Here is a 26,549-nt window from a genome sequence, read left to right on the forward strand (position 1 = left end):
CCCGCCCGCCGGACTGGTGCACCCGCCGTGGCAGGGGCGCCAGTGTTAACCCTCTCGGCACATCCCATGCCAGCCTCCGGAGTGACGATGCGACCGAATATCCGCGCGCTGCCCCCGGCGCAGCGGTGGTCGCGGCGCCGGGGCGCTACCGAGGCTCGCCGGCCGGCGGCGCCAGAGGACCGGCCAGGAGCGCCGCGACTTCCGCCCGGCAGGTGCACAGGCCTTCATCCTGGCGCCGGTCCGCCGGGACGCCCGGGTCATCGCAGGGCAGGCGCCGGCCGGCCGCGACGTAGCCGCAGGCCGAGGCCGCCATGATGGCCGCGAGGAGATCGGCGGCGCGGTGCGGGCTCGGTCCCGGCGGCTCCGACACCAAGGCGAGGCAGAGGCCGATCAGGAGCCCGCGCTCGAACTCGGTTGCGTCGGGCGGCAGCCGTCCGGGCGCCTGGATCGCCCGGGCCTGCCGCTCCACCGGGGTGCAGCCCTGGCTCTCCGCGACGATCGCGCCGGCCGCCGCGACGATGAGCGGGATCCGCAGATGCGAGCGTCCCTGGAGCGGCAGGGGGAACAGGCGGCGTGCCAGAGCCTCGTGGGTCATGCCGCGCTCTCGCGAAGGCACGCCCGCCTGCGCGAGTCCCGCCCGGCCGGCCACCGACGGGCGATCTCACGGACCATTGCGCTTCGGAGGGGGCTGGTAGGCTTCCGAGGGCAGATCGCGCGACAGGCTCTCGCCGGTGCCGCGCCCGGGAGCGGGGCTCGGCATCAGGTTGGTCCCGGGCGTGTCGGCCGGCTTCAGCCCATCGGTGATGAAGCGCTGCGGGCCGCCGGCGGGGGGCGGCGGCGCCGAAGGCGCGGGGCCGGCCTCCGGCGCGGCCGGCGCGAGATAGCGCCGACCGGGATCGGTCGGGCTCGGCTGCGGCGGTGGCGGCACGAGCGCGCGCGACGGCGCGGGCGGCGGCTCGGCGGGCTCGGCCTGACGCGGCGCGGGGGCCCGCGCCGGCTCGGGCGGCGCCGACCGGGTCGCTTGCGGCGTGGGGGGCCGTGCCGCGCGCCGTGGTGGAGCGGAGCGGACGACCGGCGGGGCCGCGCCGACGAGGCCGTTCCCGGTCGGCAGCGTGATGACCATGCGCTCGACGGCACCGATGAGATCGTCGAGGCTCGCCCGCGCCGTCCGGCAGAGGCGGATGCGCAGCGAGAGGGCGCGCCGTCCGGCGGTCGGCTCGGGGAGGGGGCCGAACAGGCTGTACTGGGCCGGGGGCCTCGGGCCGGCGCGCGACCGCTCGAACCATTGCCAGGCGTAGAGGCAATCGGCGCTGACCGCCATGCCGACAGGGCCGTAGGCATTGCGTCGCGGGCTCGCGAGGGTGCGCATCACCTGCCCGGGGAACCGCACCGCGATCTCACCGTCGATGCCGAACTGGCTCGGCTTGGACAGGCGCGGCGGGAAGGCCAGCAGCAGGTCACCGGTCTCGTTGCGCAGCCCGATCTCGGCGTGGTTGCGCCCATCCCCGCCCTCGAACCGGATCCGCTGGTCGAAACCGTCGCGCACGCGCGTCTCGACGACGCCCGTGACGGCGCCGGCGCCCGGCAATCGCAGCACCGGCGCCGACTGGGCCGATGCCGCCTCCGCCGCGAGCAGGCCGGCGGCGGCGATCAGGCTCGCCGCGCCGAGGCGGGAGGCGCGCCGCCTCACGGGAAGCCCCTCGGATGCTGCGCCGTCCGGTCCGTGGATGAGCGGCCGGGCACCGAGAAGCGGTCGCTCTCGGGCGAGCCGGCGCGGCTCCGCTCCGCCAGCTGGTCCTGCCAGATCGTGCCCTGGGGCGGCTGGCCGAGGCCCTCCGCCTTGTCGAGCCCATTATAGCCGGGCAGCAGGGCGTAGCCGTAGCGCTCGTAGGGCATCGCGCCCGCACCGGGGACGCGGCGCGCCACGAGCGGAGGGGCCGCCGCGACGGGCTCCCGCGCGTAGGTGCCGGCGGGCACGGCCTCCGCGAGGGCGCGCTGCAACGAGCCCGGCGGGTAGCGCAGGGGATTGTCGAGGGGCACCGGCAGCGGGAACTCGTTGCGCTGGACGGCGGGCGGCTTCGCCTCCGCCTTGGCCCCGGTGGTCGCGGCATCCGGGCGCGGCACCCGGCCATAGGGCTGCGCCTCGGGCTTCGGCGCGGGCGCCGCGCGGTTCGGCGCGGCCGGGGGCGGCTGGTTCGCGCAAGGGAGGGGCGGCCCCCCCGTATCCTCGTGGAACAGGAGGTCGACCACTTTCGGGAACAGGCCGTCGTAGCGATTCACGGTCTCGAGATACGGTTTCTGGCGTTTCAGGCGCTGCAGCGTCAGGGCGTAGCCGAACACCGTGCTCTCGCCCGGCAGCCAGGCGGCCGCGCGCTGGAACCATTCGAGGGCCGCCTCGAACTGGCAGGAATTGTAGGCGTACCAGGCGAGACCCTGCGCGCCTTCGCCGGAGCCGGAGGCGATCACAACCTTGGCGTAACGCTCGATCCGGGCGGGCTCGATGAAGGGGGGGCTCGCGAGCGTCAGCTTGCGCTCCAGGATGTCGATGAACAGGATCTCGTTGCCCACGAAGCGGTCGCGCCACGCATAGGCGACCTCTTCGGCCTCGCGCAGCATGTTGAGCTCGCGCAGGGTGTGGGCGAGGCCGTGCGCCACCATCGCGTCGCCGCCGCGGGCGATCGCCTGCTTGAACCATTCCAGCGCCTCGCGAAACTGGTGGCGCTTGTAGGCGTACCAGCCGAGCAGGCCCGTCTGGCCGGGATCCGCGCTCTTGCGGGCATAGGTCTGGAAGGCCGTCAGGTCGGCGAGGCTCGGAGTCTGGGCCGGCTCGTCGTGCAGGAAGGCGGCGATGCGCGCCCGGGTGATGTCGAGGCGGATCGCGTCGAACTCGGAATTGCCCTCGGAATCCTGGCGCCCCATGGCGATCAGGCGCTCGGCCTGATCCATCTTGATGTGGGTCATCGCCTTCTGGATCGTGGCGAGGCGCGCGCCCGCATCGCCGCTGCCGTCGAGGACGGATTTGTAGAGGCTGAACGCGTCCTCGCCCGCCTCGCTCGCGGCGAGCGCGTCGGCGATGGCCCAGATGCTCTCGACGTCGGAGGGGTCGAGGGCCGCCGGATCGGCACGGTAGAGACCGACGACCTCCTCGGCGCTCTTGCCGGTGGCGCCCTTGATGCGGTTGCGGAACTCCGCGCGCCGGAGCTTTCGCGCCAGTTCCTCGGAGGGCTGCCAGGCCGGCTCGACGGAGCGGCGCGAGGCGATGGCGGCGCGCAGATCCTCGAAGCGCCCGGCCGTGAAAAGATCCCAGAGCGGCGCCTCCTCGGGAGGGCTCGGCTGCAGGCTGTCGAGGTCGGCCGGTTCGATCCAGCCCGGGTAGAGGCGCTTCAGGCGGGCGATCTCGGCCCGCATCCGCCCCGTCTGCTTCTGCGAGGCGTAGTAGCGCAGGGCGCTCTCGTCGACCATGCCGGAGGTGCCGGACGTGTCCGGGTCGGCCAGGATCGCGGGCGCGCGGGCGCCGTCGCCGTAGACGATCCGGGGCGCGACCTCGGTGGCGGGCGCCGGCGCCCCCGTCTGGGCCGAGGCCGGCGCGGCAAGGCCGAGGGCGAGGGCCGCCGCGAGCGCGCGCGCGGCGCGCCGGGCCTGCGCCAGGGCGGGTCTCACCGTTTCAGACATGACGGGTAACGCATCCGTACGGCGGCGATGGAGAGGAGATGCAACGTGGACGGGTAGTAGTTCTGGTTGTCTTGAACCGTCTCGAAGGCTTCGGGAAGGGGGGTGTTGCTGGCCGCGCAGGCCGTGAGCGCCGAGAGGGCGGCGTAGCCGGGCTCGGTCAGCCACTCGACCGCCCGGCCATCCCCGGTATCGACGATCGGCAGCCGCTCGCGGTCGATGCCGCCCCACAGGGTCTTGAAGGGCGCGAGGTCCTCCGGGCGCCCGACGCCGGCCCAGGCGAGGTAGAGGGGCACCCGGATGGCGTTGTAGGAGAACAGGGCCGGAAACCCGTCGGCCGGCCGCGGCGTCTCCTTCATGGAGATCCACTCGGTCGGCAGGCTGCTCGGCCCGAACCGGGCCTGGCGCAGGAGGTTGACGCCGCTCCGGATCAGCGCCGCCCAATCGTATTCGGGCGCCACGATCGGCAGGCGCTGGAAGGCCGGGAAGACCCAGTAGGACAGGTTCGCCAGGGGCCCGTCGGCGCGCTCGCGGGCCGAGAAGCCGGAGACCGCCGGGAGCAGGAGGGCGCCGTGCGGATCCTTGAACAGGATGGTCTTGCGGCCGAACTCGACGGCGATGCGGCGCGCGGCGGTGCGGTAGGACGCCTCGCCCCAGGCCTCGGCGGCCTCCGTGAGGGCCCAGGCCACCAGGATGTCGCCGTCGGTGGCGTTGTTCATGTCGGCGACGGCCGGCCGCTGATCGGGCGCCCAGCGCCACGCCAGCAACTCGTCGGAGCGGACCATCAGGTTCGCCCGGGTCCAGGCCCAGACCCGCTCGAAGGTGGCGCGGTCGCCGGCCGCCACGGCGAGCAGCATGCCGTAGCCCTGGCCCTCGCTGTGGCTGATCAGGCCATTGGCCGTATCGACGACCCGTCCCGCCTCGGTGATGAACCGGGCGCGGTAGGCGCGCCAGCCCGCATCGTCGCCGAGCACGCCCGCCAGAGGCAGGCCGAGCGCGGAGCGGGCCGGGGGCGCCGCCCTGGGCGCGGTGGGGACGGCGGTGGCTGGCGGTACGACGACGACCTCCTGCTGCTGGGCCAGGGCCGGCCCATGCCAGAGCCCGGCCGCCGCGATCAGGGAGGCGAGGCGCCGCCGGCGGGCGGGCGCGGCATTGCGCAGACCGCCCCTCATCGGTTCTGCCTGCCGAGATGGCGCACGAGGCTGGTGGTGGCGAGGCCGAGGCAGAGGGCCATCAACAGCGTCATGCCGACATAATAGGCCGGATTGAGCGAGAGCCAGGCCGCCGAGACCAGGCGGAAGTTCGGCAGGGTCCAGGCCTGCGTCTCGATCAGGTCGACGCGCTCCGGCTGGACGACGCTGAGGCTCCCATCCGACGCGTCGAGGAAGGCGGCCTGCCCGACGAGGCGGGTCCAGACGACGGGATCGACGAGGCAGGAGACGGAGGCCTTGAGCATGGACGGGTTCGGGGCGGTGACCAGGATCGTCCGGCCCGCGAGCGATCCCGCGCCGGCGCTCTCGGCGATGATCAGGGAGGCGCGCGGGTTCACCGCGACGGTCTGGGCCGCGGCGGGGCCGCGGGTCCAGCCGAGGACCGTGTCGCGGGCCTCGGCGCTCGTGCGGACCGCCCCGTCCCAGAATTCGGACAGCATGCCGGAGACCGAGCGCGTGCCCTTGAGGGAATCACCCCAGCGGGCGAGGGGGTCCTGATCGGCGGGCGGATCAACCTGGCGCGGCGTGGGCGCCGGCGGCGGCAGAGCGGGACTCGCGGCGGCGACGCGCAGCGGCATCGCGGTCGCCGGCAGGGCGCAGCGCATCGGTAGGTTGCGGCGCAGCCGGTCGAGGGTGAGGACGCCCTCCGCCCCGAACTGGCCCGGCGTCGCCACGGTCTCGGCCCGGCCCTCCCAGATGCGCCGGATCTGATCGGGATCGAGGCCGACCGATTCGATCGTCATCGGGTTCAGGGCGCGGGCGGGCGCCACCACGAGGGCGGCCCCGCCGCTGGACGCGCGCTCGTCCGCGCTCACCTCGAAATCGATGACGCGCTTGGCCGCGATGGCGAGGCGGGCGGCCAGCATGGCGGCGGCGTCGGCCGAGTCGCGGTCCGGCGTCGGCAGGACGAGCCGCGGGCGGGGACCATCGGCCACGAAGGGCACCGCCCCCGCCTTGACGGCGGCGAGATCCGGGTTGCGCACCGCGCGGGCCAGGGCCGGAATCTCGATGCGGGTGCGATCGAGGAACAGGAAGCGCGCGCGCTTGGCGCCGGGAGCGAGCGTGTCGCAGGCGCGATCGGCGGCGGTCGGCAATTGCGCCGCGATCTCGACGCGGTTCAGGCCCGGGCGCCACAGGCTCAGGGGCAGCGGGATCGCGCTGTCCTCGAAGACCTCGCCGCGCGTGTAGGGGAGGGGGACGCTCGCGGCGTTGCGCCCGTTGATGTCGACGACGATCTGCGCGCTCGGCTCCAGACCGGCGGCGTATCCGCCCGCGAGGTGCAGCATGACCTTGCCGTAATCGGCCGGGACGAAATCGGCCGGGAAGCGCACCTCGAACCCGACCCGCAGCAGGCGGCCGTTGAACTCACGGGTCGCCACCCCGAGGGTGTCGAGGCTGAGGCTCTCGCCGCCCGTGACCGGGTAGCCGCGCGTCAGGTTCGCGAGGCGCATCCCGGCCGGGGTGCCGGCGCTGTCGCTGCTCGCGGCCAGCGTCTCGATCGCCTGGCGCACGTCGCCCCCGCTCGGGCCCGTCACCACCAGCACGGGGCCGCGATTGGGACGCGGCGCGATGAGGCCGAGCTTCGGGCCGTTGATCGGGCCGATCTCGTCCAGGCCGTCGGTTCCCCGCAGCTCCGCGGCGGTGCCGACCAGGAGATTGATGCCGGTGCGGCCCGCCATCGCGGGCCCGAAGGTGACGGCGGGCCGCGCCAGGCGCCCGACCAGGGCGACGGCCTGCACGGCCCCGATCATCCGCTCCAGCCGCTCGAGGCTCGGCTTCTCCGTGAGCAGCACGCTGATCGGCAAGGCGCCGCTCTCGTCGGGTTCGAGGGCGGCCAGGGATTTCAGGTCGAGATCGGTGGCGGGGGCGACCACGAGGCCGGACCGGGAGGGGTCGATCTGCGTCCAGAGTTCGTAGGTGGCCTCGAGCGAGCAATCGACCCGATGACGCTGGCTCACCGTGAAGCCGACCGCGTTGTACCCGGCCTTCAGCACGCCCTCCGGCACGGAGAATTCCACCACCTTCACGGCACCCGGCGCCTGGATCCGGGTCCACCCGACCCGCGTGCCGTTGACGCTGCCGGTCAGCTCCGACGATTCCGGCGCGACCGAGATGGCCGACAGGTAGGAGATGCGCAGGCGCGCAGCTCCCCGCGCCTGCGCCTCCGTGAGGAAGACCGGGAATTGCAGGGCGTCGTCCTCGCCCGACAGGCGATAGCCGCGGGTTCCGGCGGGGAAGCGCCGGGCCGCCGCAATGCTCGCCGTGAGCGGAACCCGCCGGGCCGCGTCGGAGGCCGCCTCCGGACGCGGCGTCGGCGCCGCTTCCGGGCGGGGCGAAGGTGCCTCCGGGCGGGGCGAAGCCGCCTCCGGGCGCGCTTGCGGCGTTGGAGGCGGCGTCCGCAGGGCATCGCCCACCGGCGGCACGGTCAGGCGCTCGGCCGGGCCCGCCCCGAGGAAGCTCTGCGCCCGCGCCGGCGCCGCGAGAGCAAGGCAGCCGCCGAGCATCGCGGCGGCGAGGAGCGGCGCCGATCGCAGGCGCGGGCAGGCTCTCATGCCATCCCTCACACCGTGCTGGCGCGGCGTCCGCGCTCGGCGGCCAGCACGCGCTCGTTCTCGAATTCGAGCATCAGGCGCACCCAATCGCTTGACGCCTCCGCCTCGGCCGCCACCGCCTCGGCCGGCACCACAACGGCCCTGCCCGGCTCGGCGACCCGCGCGGCATCCGCGTGGCGCGGCGGATCGAGGGGGAGGCCGGGGAGCGCCGCGCCCGCCGGCAGGGGCTCCGGCGCGTCGAAGACCGGGGCAGGGGCGGGCGCGATGGCCGCGGGCCGCGCCTCTCCGGCGAAGGCGTAGCGCAGGGCGCGCAGGGGCTCGACCAGGCCCCACCAGCAGAATTGCAGGGTGCCCGACAGGATGTCCTTGTGCCGACGCCGCCGGAGCTGGAAGCGCCGCATCGCCTCGGCGTCCCCGTACATCAGGCCCGCCAGCGCCGTGTAATCCTGCGGCCGCAGGGTGCCGAAGCTCAGGTGGCAGAGTGCCTCGTCGCCGGTGCGTGTGACGCGCTCGAGCGTGATCGGCAGCGCCCCGGCCGGGCGCGCCCCCTGGACCGGGACCACCGTCAGGGCGCCGCTCATCGGCCGGTGCCCCGCGCCCGCAACGAGGAGCCCGCTCGGCATCCGCAGGGTGCAGGCCTCGGCCGAGACGCGCTCCACCGCGACATCGACCGCCCGGCCCCCGAGGGTGAGGACGCCGCGCCGGTCGATCGGCAGGGAGGGGGACCGTTCGAGCTGGCGCCGCTCGGCGCAGACCCCGAGGGCGACGCCCGCCGTCAGCAGGTTGAAGAGGTTCCATAGGCCGACGACCAGCATCAGGTTGGTGACGCCGGGCTCGAACAGGTAGCGCCAGGCGGCCACCGCGCATCCGGCAAACAGCAGGGCGTAGACGGCGAAGAAGGGCAGCGTGAGCGACGACAGGTGGTCGTGATCGAGCGTGGCGCCCTTGTTCGTGACGTTGAAGGTCGGCTTGCGGGGCGAGAGGATGACCGAGACGATCGCCTTCGAGAGGTAGAGTCCCTGGATGTACTCGTAGAGCTCGGAGACGAAGGGCCAGCGGAACTTCCCGTAGACGTAGTTCTGCATCATCAGGTTGATGACGATGTAGGTCGCCGTGTAGGCGATCGATTCATCGACGCTGGCGACGAAGATCTTCAGATCGAAGAAGATGTGCAGCAGCGGCGCGAACATGAAGATCAGCCGCGGCACCGGGAAGAACCAGAACGTCATGCTCGACAGGTAGGCGACCTTCTGAATCGGCTTGAGGCCCTTCTGCAGGACCGGATTCTTCAGGAGCAGGATCTGGAACATGCCCTGGCACCAGCGCGAGCGCTGGCCGATGAAGTCGGTCAGCGTGTCGGGCTGGAGGCCCGCGATCAGGGGTTTGTCCACGTAGGCGCTGGTCCAGCCGCGCGCGTGCAGCTCGAAGGCGGTCTCGCAATCCTCCGTGATGGTGATGCCGGAGAATCCCCCGGCCTCGTCGAGGGCCTGGCGGCGCAGCAGGGCGGCCGAGCCGCAGAAGAACGAGCCGTTCCACTTGTCGAGCCCGCGCTGGGTCACCGCGTAGAACATCTCGTTCTCCGAGGGCATCCGCTCGAAGGTGCGCAGGTTCCGCTCGATCGGGTCCGGGTTGAGGAAGGCGTGCGGGGTCTGCACCAGGAACAGCCGCGGATCCTGCGCGAAATACCCGACCGTCTCGCGCAGGAACGAGCGGAACGGCACGTGATCGGCGTCGAACACCACCACGATGTCGCCCGCCGCATGGGCGAGCCCGTTGTTGAGGTTTCCGGCTTTCGCGTGGAGGTTGCGTTCCCGCGTCAGGTAGCGGGCGCCGAGATCGGCGCAGAGCGCCTGCAGCGCGACCCGTCGCCGACGCGCCGCCTCGGCCTTCTCCGGGTCGGCATCGGCGCATTTCTGGTCGGTGCCGCCATCGTCCAGGAGCCAGATCGTCAGCTTGTCGGGCGGGTAGCTCATCTGGCGCGCCGCCGCGAGCGTCATGGCCAGGATCGACGCGTCCTCGTTGTAGGTCGGCACGAAGACGTCGACCTTGGGCAGGTCCGCGGCCGCAGCCACCGGCGGCGGCGGCCGGCGCAGGGGGTCGGCGTTGATGATCAGGCTGACGAACAGGATGAAGACGCAGTACAGCTCGCCGACCAGGAGCAGACAACCGAAGCCGAAGCTCACCGGATCGGCCGGGGAAGGCAGCGTGCTGGTCACCCGCCACAGGATGTAGCGCAGGACCACGAGGCTGCCCATCGCCAGGAACACGAAGCGCGTGCGCGGCCCATCGAGGAAGAGCCAGAGCAGGATCATGGCCACCATGGCGGCGAGGCTCATGGCGAGCTGATTCTGGGTGCCGACAGGCTGGCTCAGCAGGACGAGGCCCGCCGCCGTCGTCCCCATCCAGGCAAGCCACCGAACCGCACCCGTCACGCCTGCCTCTCCCGCGTCGCGGCTCGCCTCACCATTGGATTATGACCATTTCTGGATCGAAGCACCGAAATCCCGTCCCTCATCTGACGATGTCGCTGAACGGATAAATCGAAAATAAGTCACTAAAGAAAGGATAAGCGCAAGCGCCCCCGGAGCCGCAGGCACAACTTTCGAGGTATGAGGTAAAATTTGGCTCATCTTCTTATCAGGCTCTGATGTCACGCAATCGCGCGCATCGAACACGGCGATGCGCGTCATCTTCGTGCAGGCTCTCCGCAGCAGACACGACTACGGAATATCTTCAGATCAGCCGGTTCCTTGGTCAAAGGCCGGTCCGCACAACACGCACCGGTCTCGTCGCGGTCCCGCGGGATGTCGCCGCGCCCGAAAAACGCGGCGCATCGGGGAAAACTGTTTTCGAAAATCGCAAATAAGCGGGGGCAGCACCTCTCGACCGGTGCACGGCGCCTCGGTCCGGGCGTTCTGCCGGTCAGAAGTTCGCGCGCGCTTCGACGCTCGAGTAGTAACCCGATCCTTGCACGCGATCCTGGACGTATCCGGCCCCGAGCGAGACCTGCACCGGACCGAAGCTCAAGCCGGTCAGGTGGGCGCCGACGCGGTATTGCCGGAAGAAGTCGTCGCCGAGAAACAGCGCCTCGGGACCGATATAGACCCCGTCCGCGACCATGTAGCCGACGCGCAGGCGCGAGTAATAGGCGTTGAACTTGGTGGAATAGGAGCCGTAGGCCGAGACCATGGTCCGGTCGGTGGGGGTCGCGTAGAGGCTTCCCGCCACCTTGAGGCCGACGCCCGTGCCCACCACCGGGTTTCCGGGATCCGGCTGCGAGAGCTGGTTGCTGCGCACGTTGAAGCCGATATAGCCGGCCAGAGCCGCGTCCCGCCAGATCCACTCGTAGCCGGTGAGCAGCCCCCCCTCCTGCTGAAATCCGTTGATGCGCGCGCCGACGGCGCGGCCCGGATAGGAGTAGGTTCCGGCAATGCCCTCGACGCGGATGCGGACGCCGCTCTGGGTCGGCGGGCCGCCCGGCGCCGCCGTCACCGTCATCGAGCCGAAGGCGGAGCTGTTCGAGGTGACGCTCGTCGAGCCGTCGACCGCGACGGCCCAGCTGTCATCGACCGATTGCTGCTGCGCGCCCGTATACCAGTCGGCGCCCGCATTCGCGGCCGGCAGGTCGGCCGCCCGGACCGCCGACAGCATCGGGGCCGCGACCGCAAGAGCCGACGCCGCGACCAAGTAGGACTTAGCCTTGAAGAAGGATTTGGGACCCCCGATGGACTTGGGCTTCCCGAAGGATTTGGTGATCCCGAAGGACTTGGCCACGCTCCGCGGGGCTCGATGCTGGCTGAACGTCCCCAAGGGCGCTCCCTCCACGGAGTTGGGTGGGCCGGTGCACCGATTTATCCCTGCTGAGGGTTAACAAGTACTCGTCTTGAAGTTGTGTATTTCTCCGATTGTACCGTACGCTCGGATCAGGCCGCCCGGGCTTGATGGGGCGCCACCGCGCCGAGGATGGCCGCCAGGTCCTCCTGGCGGAAGGGCTTGTCGAGCTGCAGGAACGCGCGCGCGGCCGCCGGCAGCTGTCCGTGGGGGCTTGCCAGGATGATCCGGATGTTGGGATGGCGCTCCACCACCGTCGCGGCGAGCTGGAGCCCCGTCATCACCGGCATCGCCTGATCGGCGATCATCGCATCGTAGGCCGCGCTCTCGCCGAGCATTGCCAGCGCATGCTCGCCAGAGGCCGCCTGCACGACGCTGTGCCCGAGATCGACGAGGGCCTCGGCGACGCTCGCGCGGACTAGGCTGTCGCTCTCGACGAGCAGGATGCGGAGTCGCGACTGCCAAGACGAGCCGGCGGATTCCGCCTCGGCTTGCCCCGGCCGATCGGCGGCCGGGAGCCAGATCTCCGCCAGGAAGGCGGCGTCCCCGGACCCGTCCGAGAGGAGGTGCAGGCCGCCGCCGATCTCGGCCAGGAGGAGCGCCACCGTCTCGAGGGCGCCCGTCGGTGTCGCGCGCGGCAGGACGCCCGGGGTCGGGCGGCCGCTCGCGAGGAGAAGCCGGAGATAGGCGCCGGCGGGCAGGTCGAGCCCGGTCTCGTCGCCCGCCGCGTGCTCCGCCGCCCCGATCGCGAAGCCGTTGAGCCCGAGATCGCGGAAGTGGAACGCGACGTTGAGGAGCATCACCTCCAGCAGGCGGTCGCTGCAGCGCGCTCTCGGAAGATTGCCCGGGATGCGGTCGATCACCGGCGTGCCGCGCAGGACATTCGATTGCAGGAAGGGCAGGAATCCCGAAACGGTCGCGGCGAGATCGCTCTCGGCGAGGCTCGGGCTGTCGCCGCGCACGAGATGCAGCATCCGGCGGGTGAGGGCGGTGCCCCGGATGGCGCCCGTGAGGGCCGCGTCCACGAGGCGCGCCGGCTCGGCATCGAGGGGGTGGCGCCGCCGGAGCGCGCCGAGATTGGTCTGAACGATGGTCAGCGCATCGTTGAAATCGTGGACGATTCCATCCGTGACCCGGCGCAGGACGAGGTCGCGCCGCCGCTCATTCGCGCTGGCGGTGGGCGGCACCTCGCCGGCACCCGCCTCCGGAAGCGCGCGGCTCAGCGCGTGGAGGCGCGGCGCACCGCCTTCCGCCGGTTCGCCGTCGCGCAGGAAGCGCACGAGGACGCGGCGGCTGCCGGAGGGCCCGGGCAGGCGCGTGCGCAGCACGACGTCGTGCGGGCCGTCGGCCTGGAGGGCCGCCTGCAGCGTCAGGGTCAGGAGGGCATGATCGGCCGGATCGAACCGGTCGGTCAGGTCGGCGAGCTCCGCGGTCCGGTCGACGGCCGCGGGCGTGCCGATCGTGTCCTGATCCGACCAAATCACCCGCCTGGTCTCGGGATCGATCTCCCAGCAGCTCCAGCCCGACATCGCCTCGAAGGTCTGAAGCCGCCGCTTCACCCGATCGAGACCGGTGCCGGCCCCGGCCAGGACGGTCTCGGAACTGCGCGCCCGCCCGAGGACGGATCGGGTCAGGGCATCGAATTCGCGGACCCGGGAGCCCGGCGCGGCCTCGCCTTCGGGTGCGGGGGGCTGCGCGAGACGGATCAGCGGGCGGGCAGCACGGCCTGCCAGGGCATAGCCGAGACCGGCCGCAGTGAGCACGAGGGCGAGGCCGAGGCTCAGTGCGCCACCGCTCGGAACCCCGATCGGCGCGGCGGACGGGCGCGCCGACTGGGCCGTGACCATCCAGCCGGGGCTCGCGAGATCGCGGTCGCCGCGCGTCGGGGTCGAGGCCGAGACCGGCGCGAGGGTGCCGGCCGACTGGGCGCCAGCCAGCACGCGGCCATCGGCGCCCGTCACCACGAAGGCGACGGATTCGGGCAGCGCGAGGGATCGGCGCAGCCGGGCCTCGATCCCGGAAAAGAAATCGGCGCCGACCCGGAGGAGGAGACGGTCGGAAGGCCCCGGCGCCCCGAGGGACACCGCCATCTCGACGAGGCCGCTCGCCTCGTCCCCCCCCGTCGCCACGATCACCTGCGCGTTGCGCGCCTTCGCGAACCAGGTTTGGCGCGACAGGTTCGCGCCGATCCGGCGGGCCTCGCTCGCGGCGCGCACCGTGCCGTCCGGCGCAACCTGGAGGGCCTCGCGGTAGATCGTGTTCAGGGCGAGCCAGTCCTGCAGCAGCATCGACCGCTCGTCATCGGGCAGCGCCGGGTCGCCGGGGCGGATCAGCAGGCCCGCGTTGCGCGCGTCCGATTCGACGCCCCGCAATCCATGGTCGAGCGCCTCCGCGAAGGCCCGGGAGGCCGCCAGCACGGTCCGCTCCGCCTCGACGCCCTCCTGCCGCGCCGCCGAGACGCCGAGCCCGACCCAGGCGAGCGCGAACGCGATCGCCGCGATGGCGGCGAGTTGCGCGGCGTTCAGCACCTTCAGCGGGATCCGGACGGAGTCCAGCATGCAGTCGCTCCGCCGGTCTCGCCGGCTGGCCGAGGGATGCCCGGATTGACATCCCGTCCGGTCAAACGAGGGCGGCAAGCGCTTAAGGGCGGGTTAACGGCCCCGGCGAAAGGGGCATTGTCGAGGGCGGAGCCTCACGCGGATCGTGGCTCGGCGCCCGCGTTTGCGCGGAGGCCTGAACGCAAACCCGCCCCGAGTCACGATCGCGTCAGCGGGCCTGGTAGGTGTGCTCGTTGGCCGGGAAGCTGCCGGACCGGACCTCCTCGGCATAGGCCCGCACGGCGTCCTCGATCTGCGAGCGCAAGGAGCCGAAGCTCTTGACGAATTTCGGCGCCCGGTCGCTCAGCCCGAGCATGTCCTCGAGCACGAGGATCTGGCCGTCGCATTCGGCGGTCGCGCCGATCCCGATGGTGGGTGCCGTGACGTCGGGCGAGCGCGCGATGGCGCGCGCCACCGGCTCGACGATGCCCTCCAGCACGATCGCGAAGGCGCCGGCCTCGCTGATCGCGCGGGCATCCTCCATCAGCAGGCGCTCGGCCTCGGCGCCGCGGCCCTGGACCCGGAAGCCGCCCATCGTGTTCACCGATTGCGGGGTCAGCCCGATATGGCCCATGACCGGGATGCCGCGCTGCGTCAGGAACGCCACCGTCTCGGCGAAGCGCGCGCCCCCCTCCATCTTGATGGCCCCGGCGCCCGTCTCCTTCAGCACCCGGGCGGCGCTCAGGAAGGCCTGCTCGCGGCTCGCCTCGTAGGAGCCGAAGGGCATGTCGACGACGACGAGGGCCCGGGAGGTGCCCCGCATCACCGCCTGCGCCTGGAGGATCATCATCTCGAGGGTGACGGGCAGCGTCGATTCCATGCCGTGCATCACCATGCCGAGGGAATCCCCGACGAGGATGAAGTCGCAATAGGCGTCGAGGATGCTCGCCGTATGGGCGTGATAGGCGGTCAGCGCGATGATCTTGCGCCCCTCGGCCTTGCTCTTGGCGAGGTCGATCGCACGCAGGCGGCGGGATTGGACAACCTGGGACATCGCTCAAACACCCATCTCTCACGCAAGCGCGGCCGAAGGCCAGCCCCACGGGCTTCGCGGACGAGCGCCCGGCGGCGCTTATACAACGCGCGAGGCCGGGAATCTGCCGAGGGATGCGCCGCGCGCCTGTGGGGGATGACAGACGCACCCACGGATCAAGCCGGGGCAGGCGCGTCGGCGCTCAAAACAGGCCGCCCAGGAGGGGCGCGCGGCCTGAATGCGGATCACGGCGATCGCGTCGCCGGACCGGTGCCCTTTGCGGGCGTTTCCTCCCTAGACTTCGGCCCCTCCGGGCCTGCCTTTTTTCCGCCACAACCAAGGCCGTGTCAATCGCCGAGGTTGAGGCAACCACGCGAAGCTGCTGATCCTTTGAGCAAAACGCCAGGGCGGCAGGATCGCGGGCCTGCCTTAATCGCCGTCCTGGCGTCGTCTGGCCGTCCGTCCGATCGGCCGCAGAGCCTCGCCGCTACAGGGTCTTCTCGAGCAGGCTCTCGATCCATTCCGGCTGGGTCTCGCCGACCGAACGTCCGACCTCCTGCCGGCCCTTGAACGCGATCAGAGTGCTCTGCTGGCGCGCATCGAAGCGGCGCAGCAGCGCCTTCTGCGAATCGAAATCCACCTCGAACAGCACGAGGTCCTTGAAGCGCGGATCCGTCCCGAGCTTGGCCAGGATCGGCTTCTGGGTCCGGCAGATCGGGCACCAGGGCGCCGAGACCTCGACGAGGATCGGCTTGCCGGCGGCCTGCGCCGCCTCGAAGGCCTCCTGGGCGAAGGGCTGGGCCGCGACGGGCTGGGCCGCACCCGGCGGGGCTGCGCCGGGCGGGGATTCGGCGGCGCGCGCCGGGGGAGCGAGCGCCGGCGCCAGGAGGGCGATCGCCGACAGGAGGAGGATGGAGCGGCGACCGATCATCGGGTGGGTTCCCTCGCGGCACGCGCCTCAGCGCTGGGCGTCGCCCGCGGATTTCGCGCTCCAGGCCGGGTCGGCGCGGAGGATCGCGGTCTCGTGCTTGTCCTGCCAGCCCTCGATCCCTTCGGGGAACCAGTGCACGCGGGTATAGCCCTTGAGCACGAGACGCTTGGCCACGTTCCAGCTCCCCCAGCATTCGGGGTGGCAGAAGGTGACGATGGGCTTGGCCTTGTCGCCGCCGGTCAGGTCCTCGACGCGCCGGTAGAACAGCGCCTCCTGCGCCGGAGCCATGGGCGCGGCGCCGGCATTGGGCATCCAGACGGCGCCCGGCACCGAGCGGTGCGCCGGGAGCCAGGGCCGGTCGGCGGGGAAACCCTCGGGCTTGCGGTCCGCGAGCGATACGTCGAGCAGCACCGGACCCTCCGGCAGCAGCGCGTCGAGGCCGTTGATATCGATGACCGTCGCGCCCGCGAGCGTCGCCGGCGTGTAGCCCCGCTGCGGTCCGGTCCAGATGCCGTCGGGCTCGGGAACGTTCACGGGCGAATCGGCGGGCGCCGCCGCCAGGACGAGGGCGGCGGCCAGGATCGCGACGCCCCGGAGGGCGGCCTCGGCGGAACGGCGCATCGGCAAGGGGCCGCCCCTCAATTGCTCGGCGAGGGCGCGTTGAAGCTGTGCTCCCACCGGCCGCCCTGATTGTCCGAAGCCGCCACCTTGATCGGTCCCTTGCCCTCGGGGAGGAAGGCGAAGTTGATCACCGGGTTCGAGGCGATCGAGATGTCGCCGTCGAGATCGAAGATCGTCTTGTCGCCGTAGGTCACCGAGACCTTCTGGATGTAGCGGGCCGGCGTGTAGTCGCGCGTGACCTGGTTCATCTGCATCCCGGAAAAGTTCGGGTGGCGGATCATCAGCGTCGCCTCGATCGGCTTGCCGGGCTGGCTCTCGCCGAACTTCATCTTCATGTCGCCCATGCCGCGCATGGCTTCCTCGTCGCTCATGCCCATCGGGGCCGAGCAGCCGCCCGACGCCTTCACGAACTTCGTCGCCTCGTAGAGGCGCCCGTCGGTCGTCTCCGCGACGGCGTGGACATTGGTGTAGTTGTTGATGCGCACGCGCAGCTTCAGCTCGCCCCGGTCCGCGGCGGGCCCGAACTGGAAATGCGCCGCGTAGGGCGACGGGTTGTCGTCGATCACGAAGTGCACGCCCTTGATCTTGTCCTTCTCGGGCATCGTCAGGGTGATCGGCACCAGGGCCGCGTCGAGGGCGCGCGCGGGCGCGTCGACCTTGATGAGCGTGTCGGTCGCCTCGATCTTGCGGTCGCCGAAGATCGATCGGGCGATCTCGTCCCAGCGGGCTTGGCGCTCGGTCTCGCTGTCCGATGCGCCGGCGGCGCGGGCCGGCCCGGCGAGCGCGGCGCCCGAGAGGGTCAGGCCCAGGGCGAGCATGAGAATCGGCTTCATGGCGTGTCTCCTCCGTCTTTGATGTGGCCCCGGGACTATTCCCACTCAAGTTCCTTGTAGGCCTGCGTGACGTTTCGGCCGTGATAGGTGTCGAACAAGATCCATTGATCGCGCTCCTGGCGCGCGACGCTCGCCACCGCCTTCTCGATCGGCACGTCGGCGGCGATCGCCTTGCGGGTCTCGTCGCGTAGCGCCGAGAGGTAGCGCGTCAGGTCGGCCAGCGCGGGCGCGAGGGCGACGACGGCCGGCCCGTGCCCCGGCACGGCCCTGGCCGCGCCGACGGCCTTGAGGGTCTCGGCCTCCTTGAGCCAGCCGAGCAGGCTGCCGTCGAGGGAGGGAATCCGGTTGACGAAGAGGAGGTCGGCCGGGAACAGGAGGCCGCTTCCCGTCTCCAGCATCGAGAGGTCGCAGCTCGTATGGGCGGTGCCGTGCGCGGTCAGGCGGAGGCGGCGGTCGCCGAGGTCGATCTCGGTCTCGCCGGTCACGCTCTGGGTCGGGTAGACGACCTCGCCCGCCTTGTCGGCGCCGAGGATCTCCTCCAGGCGCTTGCGGTAATATTCGCCCCGCGCCTCCAGGGCCGGGCGCAGGCCGTGATGCCCGATGAAGTTCGGCTGGTCCTCCCGGAAGGCCGCGGCGCCGAAGCAATGGTCGGGATGCACGTGGGTCAGGACCACGTGGCGGATCGGCTTGTCGGTGCGCTTGCGGATCTCGGCGCGCAGGCGCTGCCCGTCGGCGAGGCTCCCGCCGGATTCGATGACCAGCACGCCGTCCCGCCCGATGACGAAGCCGATATTGGCGATGGCATCGTCGTTCTCGGGCGTCGCCTCCGCGTGCGGCCCGACGCGGATGAAGATGCCGGGACCGACCTCCTCCATCGCGAAGGGCTCGGACGCGCGCGCGAGATTCGGCAGGCAGCACAGGCAGAGGCCGCCGAACAGCGTCTCGCGCCGGGAGAGGCGAGCGCTCACGCGGGCACCCGCAGGGCGCGGGCCGAACCAGCGCAGACGGCGATGGCCGACATGCGAAACCTCCCGATTTTCTTCCAACCATTTAGTAGGTAGATTTTTGCGCGGTCAAGTGCGAGAAAAGCCGCCTTCGCCGCCGCGACCCCACGATCCCGCGAGCGGCCAGCGGATCCGGCGGGCGATGAGAGACACGCGCAGCGCGTTGCTGAACGAGGCCGAGGCGCTGGTGCGGGGCCGCGGCTATGCAGGCTTCAGCTATGCCGACCTCGCGGAGGTGGTGGGGATCCGCAAGGCGAGCATCCACCACCATTTCCGCACGAAGGAGGATCTCGGCGCCGCGCTGGTGGCGGCCTATGCGGAGCGCTACGACGCCGCGCTCGCGAAGATCCGCGCGGAGGAGCAGGGCGGCGTCGCCCGGATCGAGGCCTATGGCCGGCTCTATCTCGGCGGCGTCGAGCAGGGGCTCGGCTGCCTCTGCGCCGCCCTCGCGATCGAGGGCGCAGCCCTGCCGGAGCGGCTGCGCCAGGACATCGTGCGCTTCTTCGAGCACCACATCGCCTGGCTGGAACAGGTGCTGCGCGAGGGCCAGGCCGATGGCAGCGTCCGGGCGAGCCTCGACCCCGTCGTGCAGGCTCGCTTCGTGGTCTCGACGCTCGAGGGCGCGCTGCTGATGGAGCGGTTGCTCGCCGGCCCGACGGCTTTTACGGGCACGCTGCGGGCCCTTAGCGAGAGCTTGCGCTGAGCATCGGTTTGCAGATCACAGGACCTGCCTGTCAACATTCGGCAAAATATCGCCAGGATTTTAGGCCTATGCGGCGGCCCCACTCAAGCTGAATTGCCAAGGTATCTTTGGTACGCGCGCGGGTTCGACTTTCACGATGCGCGGCGAAGGCCGCTCCGGCGGCCGCAGGCGGCAATGGTCGCGCGCCGACGACATGAACCACGAAGCTGCGCTCATGCTTTTGCTTCGAGCCGCACGGCCATCGACGCGGGCTGATCGGACGCGCAGGCGCCAGATCTCGCAAGGGAGCGCGGATCATGCACCTGTGTTGAATTTTTTCAAAGAAATGCAGCATCGATAAGTTCAAATCTAAAAATACAAAAAATCTGAAAAAGACCTGACGTCGCTATTTTCATCAATATAGATTTTTACATAACCACCGATCTAATTCGCGGTGATTTAACATTTGCTGAAGAACGGACGATTGATCCTTTCGTACTGTCGCGCTCGACGCAGCCGCATTGGCGAACGATGCGCGACCGACCTCACGGGTCTGTCCGCATCCGGGCGGCTCCTGCCCTTCGGGCATGCGGGAAGGGTTTTCCATGAGCGGTCAGCGAAGAAGCCTCATCCGCGTGTTGCTGCGCCGCGATCGCCACCGCCGCTCGCGACGATGACGCCGCACTGAGCCTCCTCGATCCCTGACACGCATCGGGCAGCCCCCGCTCCGGCTCGACCGGCGGAGCCCTGCCGGCTGCGCGCCCCCCTGCGAACACGCCGTGAAAGGACGTAGCGATATGGCAGCCTATTCCGTCGACGGTTCCGGCAACAACCTGTCCCAACCCGGCCTCAACGCGGCCGGCACGAATTTCGCGCGGCTCGGCGCAGCGCATTTCGCGGACGGAATCTCGTCCCTCGTCGATGGACCGAACCCGCGCACGATCAGCAACATCGTCGTCGGAGAGGGCGACCCGACCATCCCGAACCCGCAAGGCCTGTCGGGCATGCTCTACGCCTGGGGCCAGTTCATCGACCACGATCTCGACCTCAGCCTGACGGACCACGTCACGCCGATCAACGTCCTCATCCCGGCGGGCGACGCCTATTTCGCGGCCGGCAGTCTCCTCCCGATGACGCGCGCCGTGATCGATCCGGCGACGGGGGCCGGCACGGGCAAGCCGGCGATCGCCGTCAACGCGATCAGCGGCTGGCTCGACGCCTCCATGGTCTACGGCTCGGATACGGCGACCGCCGCGAGTTTGCGCCGACCCGACGGGCATCTGGCGACCTCGGCCGGCGACAACCTGCCGATCGTGAACGGCGCCTTCGTGGCGGGGGATGTGCGCGCCACCGAGAACCCGTCGCTGACCGCACTCCAGACGCTGTTCCTGCGCGAGCACAATTTCCAGGTCGACCGGCTGCACGCGGCCGATCCGCGGCTCGATGGGGAGGCCCTCTACCAGCAGGCCCGCGCGATCGTGACGGCCGAGATCCAGCACATCACCTATGACGAGTTCCTGCCCCACCTCCTCGGGCCCGGCGCGATCGGGTCCTATCGGGGCTACGATGCCGGAATCGATCCGCGGATCAGCGTCGAGTTCGCCGGCGCGGCCTACCGGTTCGGGCACTCGATCGTCTCGGCCGAGACCGAGCGCGTCGACGAGGCCGGCAACCTGATCGGGCCGGGGCTCGAACTTCGGGACACGTTCGGGATGACGCCGGCGGCCTTCGCGGCGGCGTCAGGCGCCGACGGCTTCCTGCGCCATCTCGGCGACGACGCCTCTCAGACGATGGATGTCCGCATCGTCGAGGATCTGCGCAACTTCCTGATCGATCCACCAGTCGGCCAGGACCTGGCGAGCATCAACATCCAGCGCGGGCGGGATCTCGGGCTCGGCACCCTCAACGAGACCCGCGAGGATCTCGGTCTCGCGCCCTACCACGACTTCTCCGAGATCACCGGCGATCGGGCGACGGTCGCGGCGTTGCGCGAGGCGTTCGGCACGGTGGATGCAGTCGATCTCTGGACCGGCGGCCTGGCCGAGGGTCATGCGCCGGGTTCGCTGATCGGCCCGACCTTCTCGGCCATCATCGGCTCTCAGTTCGAGCGCCTGCGCGACGGCGACCGCCTCTGGTACCAGAACGATCAGTTCGATCGGGAGACGCTGAGCGACATCCAGCACACGAGCCTGTCGGACATCATCCTGCGCAACACCGACACCCAATTTATCCAGGACGACGTCTTCACCTTCTACGATCGTCACGGCAGCGATGTCGCATCCGAGCATCCGGAAGCGCCGCAGCTCGTGATCGGCACGCCAGGCGAAGCGCAGCTGGTGGGCGGCGCCGAGAGCGACATGCTGGTGGCCGGCACCGGCCACCAGACCCTCACGGGCGGGGGCGGAAGCGATCGGTTCGTCTTCACGACGGACACGCGGGCCGTCATCACGGATTTCCAGCCCGGGCGCGATCATCTGGTCTTCGAGGAGCAGGCCGGCGCCGGGGGCGATGCACATGGCCGGTTGGCCGCCGCAAGCCTCCATCACGGGCACCACGCCTCGACGGCCGAGCCGATGATCGTCCAGGTTCAGGGGCATGCGGTCGTGATCTACGGCAGCGTTCAGGTGGCCCTGCCGGGGATCTCGGCGACTGAACTCCGTCCCGACGATTACAGCTTCGCCTGACCAGACGGGGCGGGCCGGACGCGGTGGAGAGAGGCCGCGTGGGCCCGGATACGCTTGCGCGAGCGTCGAAGCGGTGCTGGGCCTGCACTCACCAGATCCGGACGCGGGCGGGGCGTCGCGTCTGCCCAGGCTCAAGGATCCCGCCGCCGGAACCTCAAGCGGACTCGGCGACGAACCGCGAAAACCCCTTCGCCCGGAGGTCGCAGGCCGGGCAGGTGCCGCACCCGTAGCCCCAGGCGTGGCGCGCGCCGCGCTCGCCGCGATAGCAGGTGTGGCTGTCCTCCACGATGAGGTCCACGAGCGGGCGCCCGCCGAGGTCCTCCGCGAGGCGCCAGGTTTGCGCCTTGTCGATCCACATCAGGGGCGTGTGCAGCACGAAGCGGCGATCCATCCCGAGATTGAGCGCGACCTGCAGCGCCTTGATGGTGTCGTCGCGGCAATCGGGATAGCCGGAGAAATCCGTCTCGCACATGCCGCCGACGAGGTGGCGCAGGCCCCGCCGGTAGGCGAGCGCCGCCGCGAAGGTGAGGAAGACGAGGTTGCGGCCGGGCACGAAGGTGTTCGGCAGCCCGCCGGCCTCGAAGCCGATCTCGGTCTCGCGGGTGAGCGCCGTCTCGGAGACCGCGCCGAGCGCGTCGAGCGAGAGGGTATGATCCTGCCCGAGGCGGAGCCCCCAGGCCGGATCGATCCGGCCGATTCCCGCCCGCAGGCCCGCGCGGCAATCGAGTTCGACCCGGTGGCGCTGGCCGTAATCGAAGCCGAGCGTCTCGACGCGGGGAAAGCGCGCCAGCGCCCAGGCCAGGCAGGTGGTGGAATCCTGGCCCCCCGAGAACAGGACCAGCGCGCCGTCATCGGTTTTCGCGTCGGAGGTGGCCTCGCTCATCGTGTCGTCGACCCGCTCTCAATCGCCCGCGTATTCGGCCCAGGACATCGGCGTCTCGTAGAGCTTCACCGCGGTCAGGCCCGGGAGGCCTGGCTTCGTCCGATGCCAGATCCAGGCCGCGATGGTCTCGGCGGTCGGGTTCTCCAACCCCTCGACCTCGTTGAGGCAATGGTGGTCGAGGCGCTCCAGCACGGGGGCGAAGACCCGCTCCATCTCGTAGAAATCCACGATCCAGCCCGTGCGGGCATCGACCGCGCCGCCGATCGTGAGTTCGACCCGGTAGGAATGCCCGTGCATCCGGGCGCAGCGATGGCCCTCGGGCACGTTCGGCAGACGGTGGGCCGCCTCGAAGGTGAAGGCCTGGGTGATCTTCGTCATGGTGGGTCTCGTCGCGGGCTCTTTGCCGGCGCGGCTGTCCGCGCTCAAGGGATACCGATCAGCTTGTGCGTCTGCAGGGACAAGCGCCAGCGGGCATTGGCCCGGCAATAGGCCACCGCCGCGCCGGTATTCGCGACGCGCTCGGGCCCGTCCATAGGCTGCAGCCAGTGGTGGCGGAAGTCGAGAGCGGCAAAATCCTCCGGGTCGAGGCCGTTCTGCGGAAAGACCAGCTTCAATTCATGCCCGCTCGCCTGGACGAGGGCGTTCCCGGCTTTCGGGCTGACGCAGATCCAGTCGATCCCGGGGGGAGCGGGCAGCGTCCCGTTGGTCTCGACCGCCAGGGTGAAGCCGCGGGCATGCGCCGCCGCGATGAGCGCCTCGTCGAGCTGCAGCAGCGGTTCGCCGCCGGTGAAGACGACGTAGCGCGCATGCGAGCCGCCTTCCCAGGTCCGGGCGATCGCCTCCGCCAGAGCCTCGGCCGTCGCGAAGCGGCCGCCGCCTTCGCCGTTCAGGCCGACGAAATCGGTGTCGCAGAAGCGGCAGGCCGCGCTCGCGCGATCCTCCTCCCGGCCCGACCAGAGATTGCAGCCGGCAAAACGGCAGAAGACCGCCGCGCGGCCCGCCTGCGCGCCCTCGCCCTGCAGCGTGTGAAAGAGTTCCTTGACCGCGTACGCCATCGTTCCGTCGTGCCGCCCGACCCGCCACGGGGCGGCGCCGGCATCCTGCCTGCAAAAAAACGAGCTTCGCCCTGCACATAGGCCCAGGCGCGCTCCGACGCCACCGCGCGAGCCATGCGATCGGCGCCACCCGAACCTGTGGGTGTGGGCGCACCGCCATCCTCTCGCCACGGAAGCGGCGTTGAACTCCGGTCCGAAACGCCGGGTTTCAACCGATCGGCCGGGGATCGTCCCGCCGCCCGGACTCGCCGAAGCTTGGCCGTTGACCTACCTTGCCGTGAACGACCCGGTGCCGGGGGCGCCGCCGGATCGATGGATCCTCTCGAGACAGGCCTGATGTCGAATCGAATCCTGAGGCGCTTCGTCCTGAGCATCGCCACGGTGGCGGGCTTGATCGGGGCGGGCGCGGCCGGCGCCGTGACGGCACCGATCCTGGTCGTGGAGGTCGATTCCGGCAAGGTGATCTACGCCCAGGGCGCGACCGACCCCTGGTATCCGGCCTCGATCACCAAGCTGATGACCGCCTACGTGGCCCTCGATCTCGTGCGGCAGGGCAAGGTCTCGCTCGACTCGCTGATCACCATCTCGCCGGCCGCCGCCGCCGAGCCGCCCTCCAAGATGGGCTTCAAGCCCGGTACCCAGCTCACCCTCGACAACGCCCTCAAGATCATCATGGTCAAGTCGGCCAACGACGTGGCCTGGGCCATCGGCGAGAATCTCGGCGGCTCGATCGAGGGCTTCGCCGACCTCATGAACGACACCGCCCGCCGACTCGGCATGCGCGAGAGCCGCTGGTTCAACCCGAACGGCCTGCCCGACCCGCGCCAATGGACCTCGGCCCGCGACATGGCGGTGCTCGGCCGGGCACTCCTGCGCGACTTTGCCGATTCGCGCGGCCTGTTCTCGATCTCGGCGATCCAGTTCGGACGCTCGGTCATGGCCAACCACAATGGGCTGCTCGGCCGCTACGCCGGGGCGGACGGCATGAAGACCGGCTTCATCTGCTCGGGCGGCTTCAACGTCGTGGCGAGCGCCACCCGCAACGGGCGCCGCATCCTCACCGTCGTGATGGGCCAGCCGAGCGCCCGCGAGCGCGACCTCAAGGCCGCCGACCTGTTCGATTACGGCTTCAGCCAATCGACGGGCTGGACCAACCAGAGCCTCGACGCGCTGCCCGCCTCCGGCATCGCGGCGGCCCCGGACATGCGGCCCTATATCTGCGACAAGCGCAAGCCGATGCCGGTCGACGAGGGCCAAGGCGCCATCATCGCGAGCGCCGGGGCGGCCGGCGCCAGCGCCGACAATGCCAACGCGCAGCTGATGGCGGCCGCCGCGCCGCCCTCCTCGGCGCTCGCCTTCGCGACCCTCAACAGCGCGAACCTGCGGACCCGCGCCCTGCCGCCCCGGGCGCCGCTGCAGCCGATCCTGGTCTGGATCGGCCGCGATCCGGCCGAGGGCCAAATCATGCTGAACGAGCAGGAAGAGGCACAGAAGGCCGAGCGCGACGCCGCCCGAACCGCCAAGCTCGAAGCCGCGAAGGCGAAGCGCGAGGCGGCCAAGCAGGCCAGGGCCGAGAAGGCCGCCGCGCAGCCGAAGCCGGCGGCCGGGGAGCCGGACGCGAAGCCGAAGGCCGTCGCCCGCGGCGCGAGCGTGCCGAAGGCGGCCTCCGCCTACACGTCGGTCGAGTCGAAGCCGGGCATCCCGCAGGCAAAGGGAGGGGCGCCGCACGCAACCAAGCCGGCCGCCGCCAAGCCGGCAGCACCGAAGGCCGTTGCGGCCAAGGTCGCGCCGAAGCCGGCCGCGAAGAAGCCCGCAATCCAGGCCAAGGCGAAGGAGTGAGCCGAGGCTCCGGACGACGCCCAATCGCTCATGAATTGTTCCGAACGATTGAGGCGCGCCGCCGGGCGGGGTAGGCCGGGCGCATGACCGACGCACCCCGCCGTCCCGAGCCGATCCCGCTCACGCTCCTCACCGGTTTCCTCGGAGCGGGCAAGACCACGCTCCTGAATCGGCTCGTCGCCGACCCGGCTTTCGCCGACACGGTCGTCATCGTGAACGAGTTCGGCGAAATCGGGCTCGATCATCTGCTGATCGAGCAGGTCGACGAGGACCTGATCCTGCTCGGGGCCGGCTGCCTCTGCTGCACGGTGCGCGGAGACTTGATCGCCACCCTCGAAGACCTGCTGCGCAAGCGCGACAACGGTCGCATCCGGCCCTTCCGCCGCGTCGTGATCGAGACGACGGGCCTCGCCGATCCGGCCCCGATCCTGCACGCGCTGATCTACCATCCCTATCTCGTCCTGCGGTACCGGTTGCAGGGCGTCGTCACCGTCGTGGACGCCGTCAACGGCGACAACACGCTCGACGTGCATCCGGAGGCGGTGCGGCAAGCAGCAGTCGCCGACAGGATCGTCCTGACAAAAACGGATCTGGCGGGCGCGCAGAGTGATGCCCTGCGCGCCCGCCTTCACGATCTCAACCCCTCGGCCCCGATCGACCCTCCCGACGTCCCCGCCGGGACGCTGCTTGGCGGCTTCTTCGGCCTCGACGGCAAGAGCGAGGACGTGCGCGCCTGGCTCGGCGCCGAGCGCGTCGCGGCGGAGGAGCACCATCACCACGACGTCAATCGTCACGATGCCTCGATCCGCGCCTTCTCGCTGACGAGCGACGCGCCGGTGTCCCGGGCCTCCCTCGAGATGTTCCTGGACCTTCTTCGGTCGAGCCAAGGGGCCAAGCTGTTGCGCCTCAAGGGCTTGGTCGCGCTGAAGGAGGACCCGGAGCGTCCGGTGGTGGTGCACGGCGTCCAGCACGTCATGCACATGCCCGTCAGCCTGCCGGCATGGCCCGACGAGGATCGGCGCTCGCGCCTCGTGCTGATCGTGCGCGATCTCGACCCCGCCTTCGTCCAGAGCTTGTGGGACGCATTCCTCGGGCGTCCGCGCCTCGATGCCCCGGATGCTGCGGCACTGACGGCCAATCCCCTCGCCATCCCGGGCGCCTGAACCGGTTCGGGGCAGGGGGCC

At 70.8% G+C, this 26,549-nt stretch carries 21 protein-coding genes; 4 read left to right on the forward strand and 17 right to left on the reverse strand.

Annotated features, from left to right (window positions below):
• Positions 1–145 precede the first annotated feature (145 nt).
• The 14 genes from F6X53_RS14035 to F6X53_RS14105 all read right to left on the reverse strand — a co-directional run bounded on the left by F6X53_RS14035 (position 146) and on the right by F6X53_RS14105 (position 18,186).
• Positions 146–595: a hypothetical protein gene (locus tag F6X53_RS14035; RefSeq protein ID WP_151000795.1), complete on the reverse strand. Its 450-nt coding sequence runs from the start codon at positions 593–595 to the stop codon at positions 146–148.
• A gap of 66 nt (positions 596–661) precedes the next feature.
• A complete protein-coding gene (gene bcsN / locus F6X53_RS33685) occupies positions 662–1,690 on the reverse strand; it encodes a cellulose biosynthesis protein BcsN (protein WP_151000797.1) in 1,029 nt (342 codons plus the stop codon).
• Positions 1,687–3,672, reverse strand: a complete 1,986-nt coding sequence (locus F6X53_RS14045; RefSeq protein ID WP_151000799.1) for a hypothetical protein — start codon at positions 3,670–3,672, stop codon at positions 1,687–1,689. The genes bcsN and F6X53_RS14045 overlap by 4 nt, the downstream gene beginning before the upstream one ends.
• Positions 3,657–4,841, reverse strand: a complete 1,185-nt coding sequence (locus F6X53_RS14050) for a family 8 glycosyl hydrolase (RefSeq protein WP_151000801.1) — start codon at positions 4,839–4,841, stop codon at positions 3,657–3,659. The genes F6X53_RS14045 and F6X53_RS14050 overlap by 16 nt, the downstream gene beginning before the upstream one ends.
• Positions 4,838–7,432: a cellulose biosynthesis cyclic di-GMP-binding regulatory protein BcsB gene (locus F6X53_RS14055; RefSeq protein ID WP_151000803.1), complete on the reverse strand. Its 2,595-nt coding sequence runs from the start codon at positions 7,430–7,432 to the stop codon at positions 4,838–4,840. The genes F6X53_RS14050 and F6X53_RS14055 overlap by 4 nt, the downstream gene beginning before the upstream one ends.
• 8 nt (positions 7,433–7,440) lie before the next feature.
• Entirely contained in the window at positions 7,441–9,864 is a 2,424-nt protein-coding gene (gene bcsA, locus F6X53_RS14060) for a UDP-forming cellulose synthase catalytic subunit (protein WP_151000805.1), read from the reverse strand.
• A gap of 39 nt (positions 9,865–9,903) precedes the next feature.
• Complete coding sequence (locus tag F6X53_RS14065) at positions 9,904–10,122, reverse strand: hypothetical protein (protein WP_151000808.1); 219 nt, start codon at positions 10,120–10,122, stop codon at positions 9,904–9,906.
• Positions 10,123–10,354: 232 nt separating this feature from the next.
• Positions 10,355–11,083, reverse strand: coding sequence for a cellulose biosynthesis protein BcsS (gene bcsS, locus F6X53_RS14070; RefSeq protein WP_151000929.1), 729 nt, complete (start codon positions 11,081–11,083; stop codon positions 10,355–10,357).
• Positions 11,084–11,355: 272 nt separating this feature from the next.
• A complete protein-coding gene (locus F6X53_RS14080; RefSeq protein ID WP_151000810.1) occupies positions 11,356–13,821 on the reverse strand; it encodes a response regulator in 2,466 nt (821 codons plus the stop codon).
• A gap of 208 nt (positions 13,822–14,029) precedes the next feature.
• Entirely contained in the window at positions 14,030–14,854 is an 825-nt protein-coding gene (gene panB, locus F6X53_RS14085; protein ID WP_151000812.1) for a 3-methyl-2-oxobutanoate hydroxymethyltransferase, read from the reverse strand.
• Positions 14,855–15,320: 466 nt separating this feature from the next.
• A complete protein-coding gene (locus F6X53_RS14090; RefSeq protein WP_151000815.1) occupies positions 15,321–15,764 on the reverse strand; it encodes a thioredoxin family protein in 444 nt (147 codons plus the stop codon).
• Positions 15,765–15,791: 27 nt separating this feature from the next.
• Positions 15,792–16,385 carry a rhodanese-like domain-containing protein gene (locus tag F6X53_RS14095; protein WP_151000818.1) on the reverse strand — a complete coding sequence of 198 codons (594 nt, stop codon included), beginning with the start codon at positions 16,383–16,385 and terminating at the stop codon, positions 15,792–15,794.
• A gap of 17 nt (positions 16,386–16,402) precedes the next feature.
• Positions 16,403–17,218, reverse strand: a complete 816-nt coding sequence (locus F6X53_RS14100) for a quinoprotein dehydrogenase-associated SoxYZ-like carrier (RefSeq protein ID WP_151000820.1) — start codon at positions 17,216–17,218, stop codon at positions 16,403–16,405.
• Between the two features lie 35 nt (positions 17,219–17,253).
• Complete coding sequence (locus F6X53_RS14105) at positions 17,254–18,186, reverse strand: quinoprotein relay system zinc metallohydrolase 2 (RefSeq protein ID WP_151000823.1); 933 nt, start codon at positions 18,184–18,186, stop codon at positions 17,254–17,256.
• A 178-nt stretch (positions 18,187–18,364) separates the two neighbouring features.
• Between F6X53_RS14105 and F6X53_RS14110 the strand changes: the two genes are divergently transcribed.
• Both F6X53_RS14110 and F6X53_RS14115 read left to right on the forward strand, forming a co-directional pair.
• Entirely contained in the window at positions 18,365–18,925 is a 561-nt protein-coding gene (locus F6X53_RS14110; protein ID WP_151000825.1) for a TetR/AcrR family transcriptional regulator, read from the forward strand.
• Positions 18,926–19,701: 776 nt separating this feature from the next.
• Positions 19,702–21,588, forward strand: coding sequence for a peroxidase family protein (locus F6X53_RS14115; RefSeq protein ID WP_151000827.1), 1,887 nt, complete (start codon positions 19,702–19,704; stop codon positions 21,586–21,588).
• 154 nt (positions 21,589–21,742) lie between these two features.
• Here the strand turns inward: F6X53_RS14115 and queC are convergent, their stop codons facing one another.
• The 3 genes from queC to queE are packed head-to-tail and all read right to left on the reverse strand — an operon-like array spanning position 21,743 to position 23,526.
• Complete coding sequence (gene queC, locus F6X53_RS14120; RefSeq protein ID WP_151000829.1) at positions 21,743–22,471, reverse strand: 7-cyano-7-deazaguanine synthase QueC; 729 nt, start codon at positions 22,469–22,471, stop codon at positions 21,743–21,745.
• A gap of 18 nt (positions 22,472–22,489) precedes the next feature.
• Positions 22,490–22,849 carry a 6-carboxytetrahydropterin synthase QueD gene (queD, locus tag F6X53_RS14125; protein WP_151000832.1) on the reverse strand — a complete coding sequence of 120 codons (360 nt, stop codon included), beginning with the start codon at positions 22,847–22,849 and terminating at the stop codon, positions 22,490–22,492.
• Between the two features lie 44 nt (positions 22,850–22,893).
• Entirely contained in the window at positions 22,894–23,526 is a 633-nt protein-coding gene (queE, locus tag F6X53_RS14130; RefSeq protein WP_151000833.1) for a 7-carboxy-7-deazaguanine synthase, read from the reverse strand.
• Between the two features lie 336 nt (positions 23,527–23,862).
• Here queE and F6X53_RS14135 point away from each other — a divergent pair, with 336 nt between their 5' ends.
• Entirely contained in the window at positions 23,863–25,365 is a 1,503-nt protein-coding gene (locus F6X53_RS14135) for a D-alanyl-D-alanine carboxypeptidase family protein (protein WP_151000836.1), read from the forward strand.
• Positions 25,366–25,448: 83 nt separating this feature from the next.
• Positions 25,449–26,528, forward strand: coding sequence for a CobW family GTP-binding protein (locus F6X53_RS14140; RefSeq protein WP_151000838.1), 1,080 nt, complete (start codon positions 25,449–25,451; stop codon positions 26,526–26,528).
• The last annotated feature ends 21 nt before the right edge of the window (positions 26,529–26,549 follow it).

The organism is Methylobacterium soli, from assembly GCF_008806385.1.
Taxonomy (GTDB): domain Bacteria; phylum Pseudomonadota; class Alphaproteobacteria; order Rhizobiales; family Beijerinckiaceae; genus Methylobacterium; species Methylobacterium soli.

What these genes read in the sequence shown, in the direction of transcription:
- F6X53_RS14140 (WP_151000838.1), top strand. Translation starts at nt 25,449, where the DNA reads ATGACCGACGCACCCCGCCGTCCCGAGCCGATCCCGCTCACGCTCCTC.
- F6X53_RS14135 (WP_151000836.1), top strand. Translation starts at nt 23,863, where the DNA reads ATGTCGAATCGAATCCTGAGGCGCTTCGTCCTGAGCATCGCCACGGTG.
- F6X53_RS14110 (WP_151000825.1), top strand. Translation starts at nt 18,365, where the DNA reads ATGAGAGACACGCGCAGCGCGTTGCTGAACGAGGCCGAGGCGCTGGTG.
- F6X53_RS14055 (WP_151000803.1), bottom strand. Translation starts at nt 7,432, where the DNA reads ATGAGAGCCTGCCCGCGCCTGCGATCGGCGCCGCTCCTCGCCGCCGCG.
- F6X53_RS14035 (WP_151000795.1), bottom strand. Translation starts at nt 595, where the DNA reads ATGACCCACGAGGCTCTGGCACGCCGCCTGTTCCCCCTGCCGCTCCAG.
- F6X53_RS14090 (WP_151000815.1), bottom strand. Translation starts at nt 15,764, where the DNA reads ATGATCGGTCGCCGCTCCATCCTCCTCCTGTCGGCGATCGCCCTCCTG.
- F6X53_RS14080 (WP_151000810.1), bottom strand. Translation starts at nt 13,821, where the DNA reads ATGCTGGACTCCGTCCGGATCCCGCTGAAGGTGCTGAACGCCGCGCAA.
- F6X53_RS14100 (WP_151000820.1), bottom strand. Translation starts at nt 17,218, where the DNA reads ATGAAGCCGATTCTCATGCTCGCCCTGGGCCTGACCCTCTCGGGCGCC.
- queD (WP_151000832.1), bottom strand. Translation starts at nt 22,849, where the DNA reads ATGACGAAGATCACCCAGGCCTTCACCTTCGAGGCGGCCCACCGTCTG.
- queC (WP_151000829.1), bottom strand. Translation starts at nt 22,471, where the DNA reads ATGAGCGAGGCCACCTCCGACGCGAAAACCGATGACGGCGCGCTGGTC.
- panB (WP_151000812.1), bottom strand. Translation starts at nt 14,854, where the DNA reads ATGTCCCAGGTTGTCCAATCCCGCCGCCTGCGTGCGATCGACCTCGCC.
- bcsS (WP_151000929.1), bottom strand. Translation starts at nt 11,083, where the DNA reads ATGCTGTCGGCGGTCCGGGCGGCCGACCTGCCGGCCGCGAATGCGGGC.
- F6X53_RS14095 (WP_151000818.1), bottom strand. Translation starts at nt 16,385, where the DNA reads ATGCGCCGTTCCGCCGAGGCCGCCCTCCGGGGCGTCGCGATCCTGGCC.
- F6X53_RS14045 (WP_151000799.1), bottom strand. Translation starts at nt 3,672, where the DNA reads ATGTCTGAAACGGTGAGACCCGCCCTGGCGCAGGCCCGGCGCGCCGCG.
- queE (WP_151000833.1), bottom strand. Translation starts at nt 23,526, where the DNA reads ATGGCGTACGCGGTCAAGGAACTCTTTCACACGCTGCAGGGCGAGGGC.
- F6X53_RS14115 (WP_151000827.1), top strand. Translation starts at nt 19,702, where the DNA reads ATGGCAGCCTATTCCGTCGACGGTTCCGGCAACAACCTGTCCCAACCC.
- F6X53_RS14050 (WP_151000801.1), bottom strand. Translation starts at nt 4,841, where the DNA reads ATGAGGGGCGGTCTGCGCAATGCCGCGCCCGCCCGCCGGCGGCGCCTC.
- F6X53_RS14065 (WP_151000808.1), bottom strand. Translation starts at nt 10,122, where the DNA reads ATGACGCGCATCGCCGTGTTCGATGCGCGCGATTGCGTGACATCAGAG.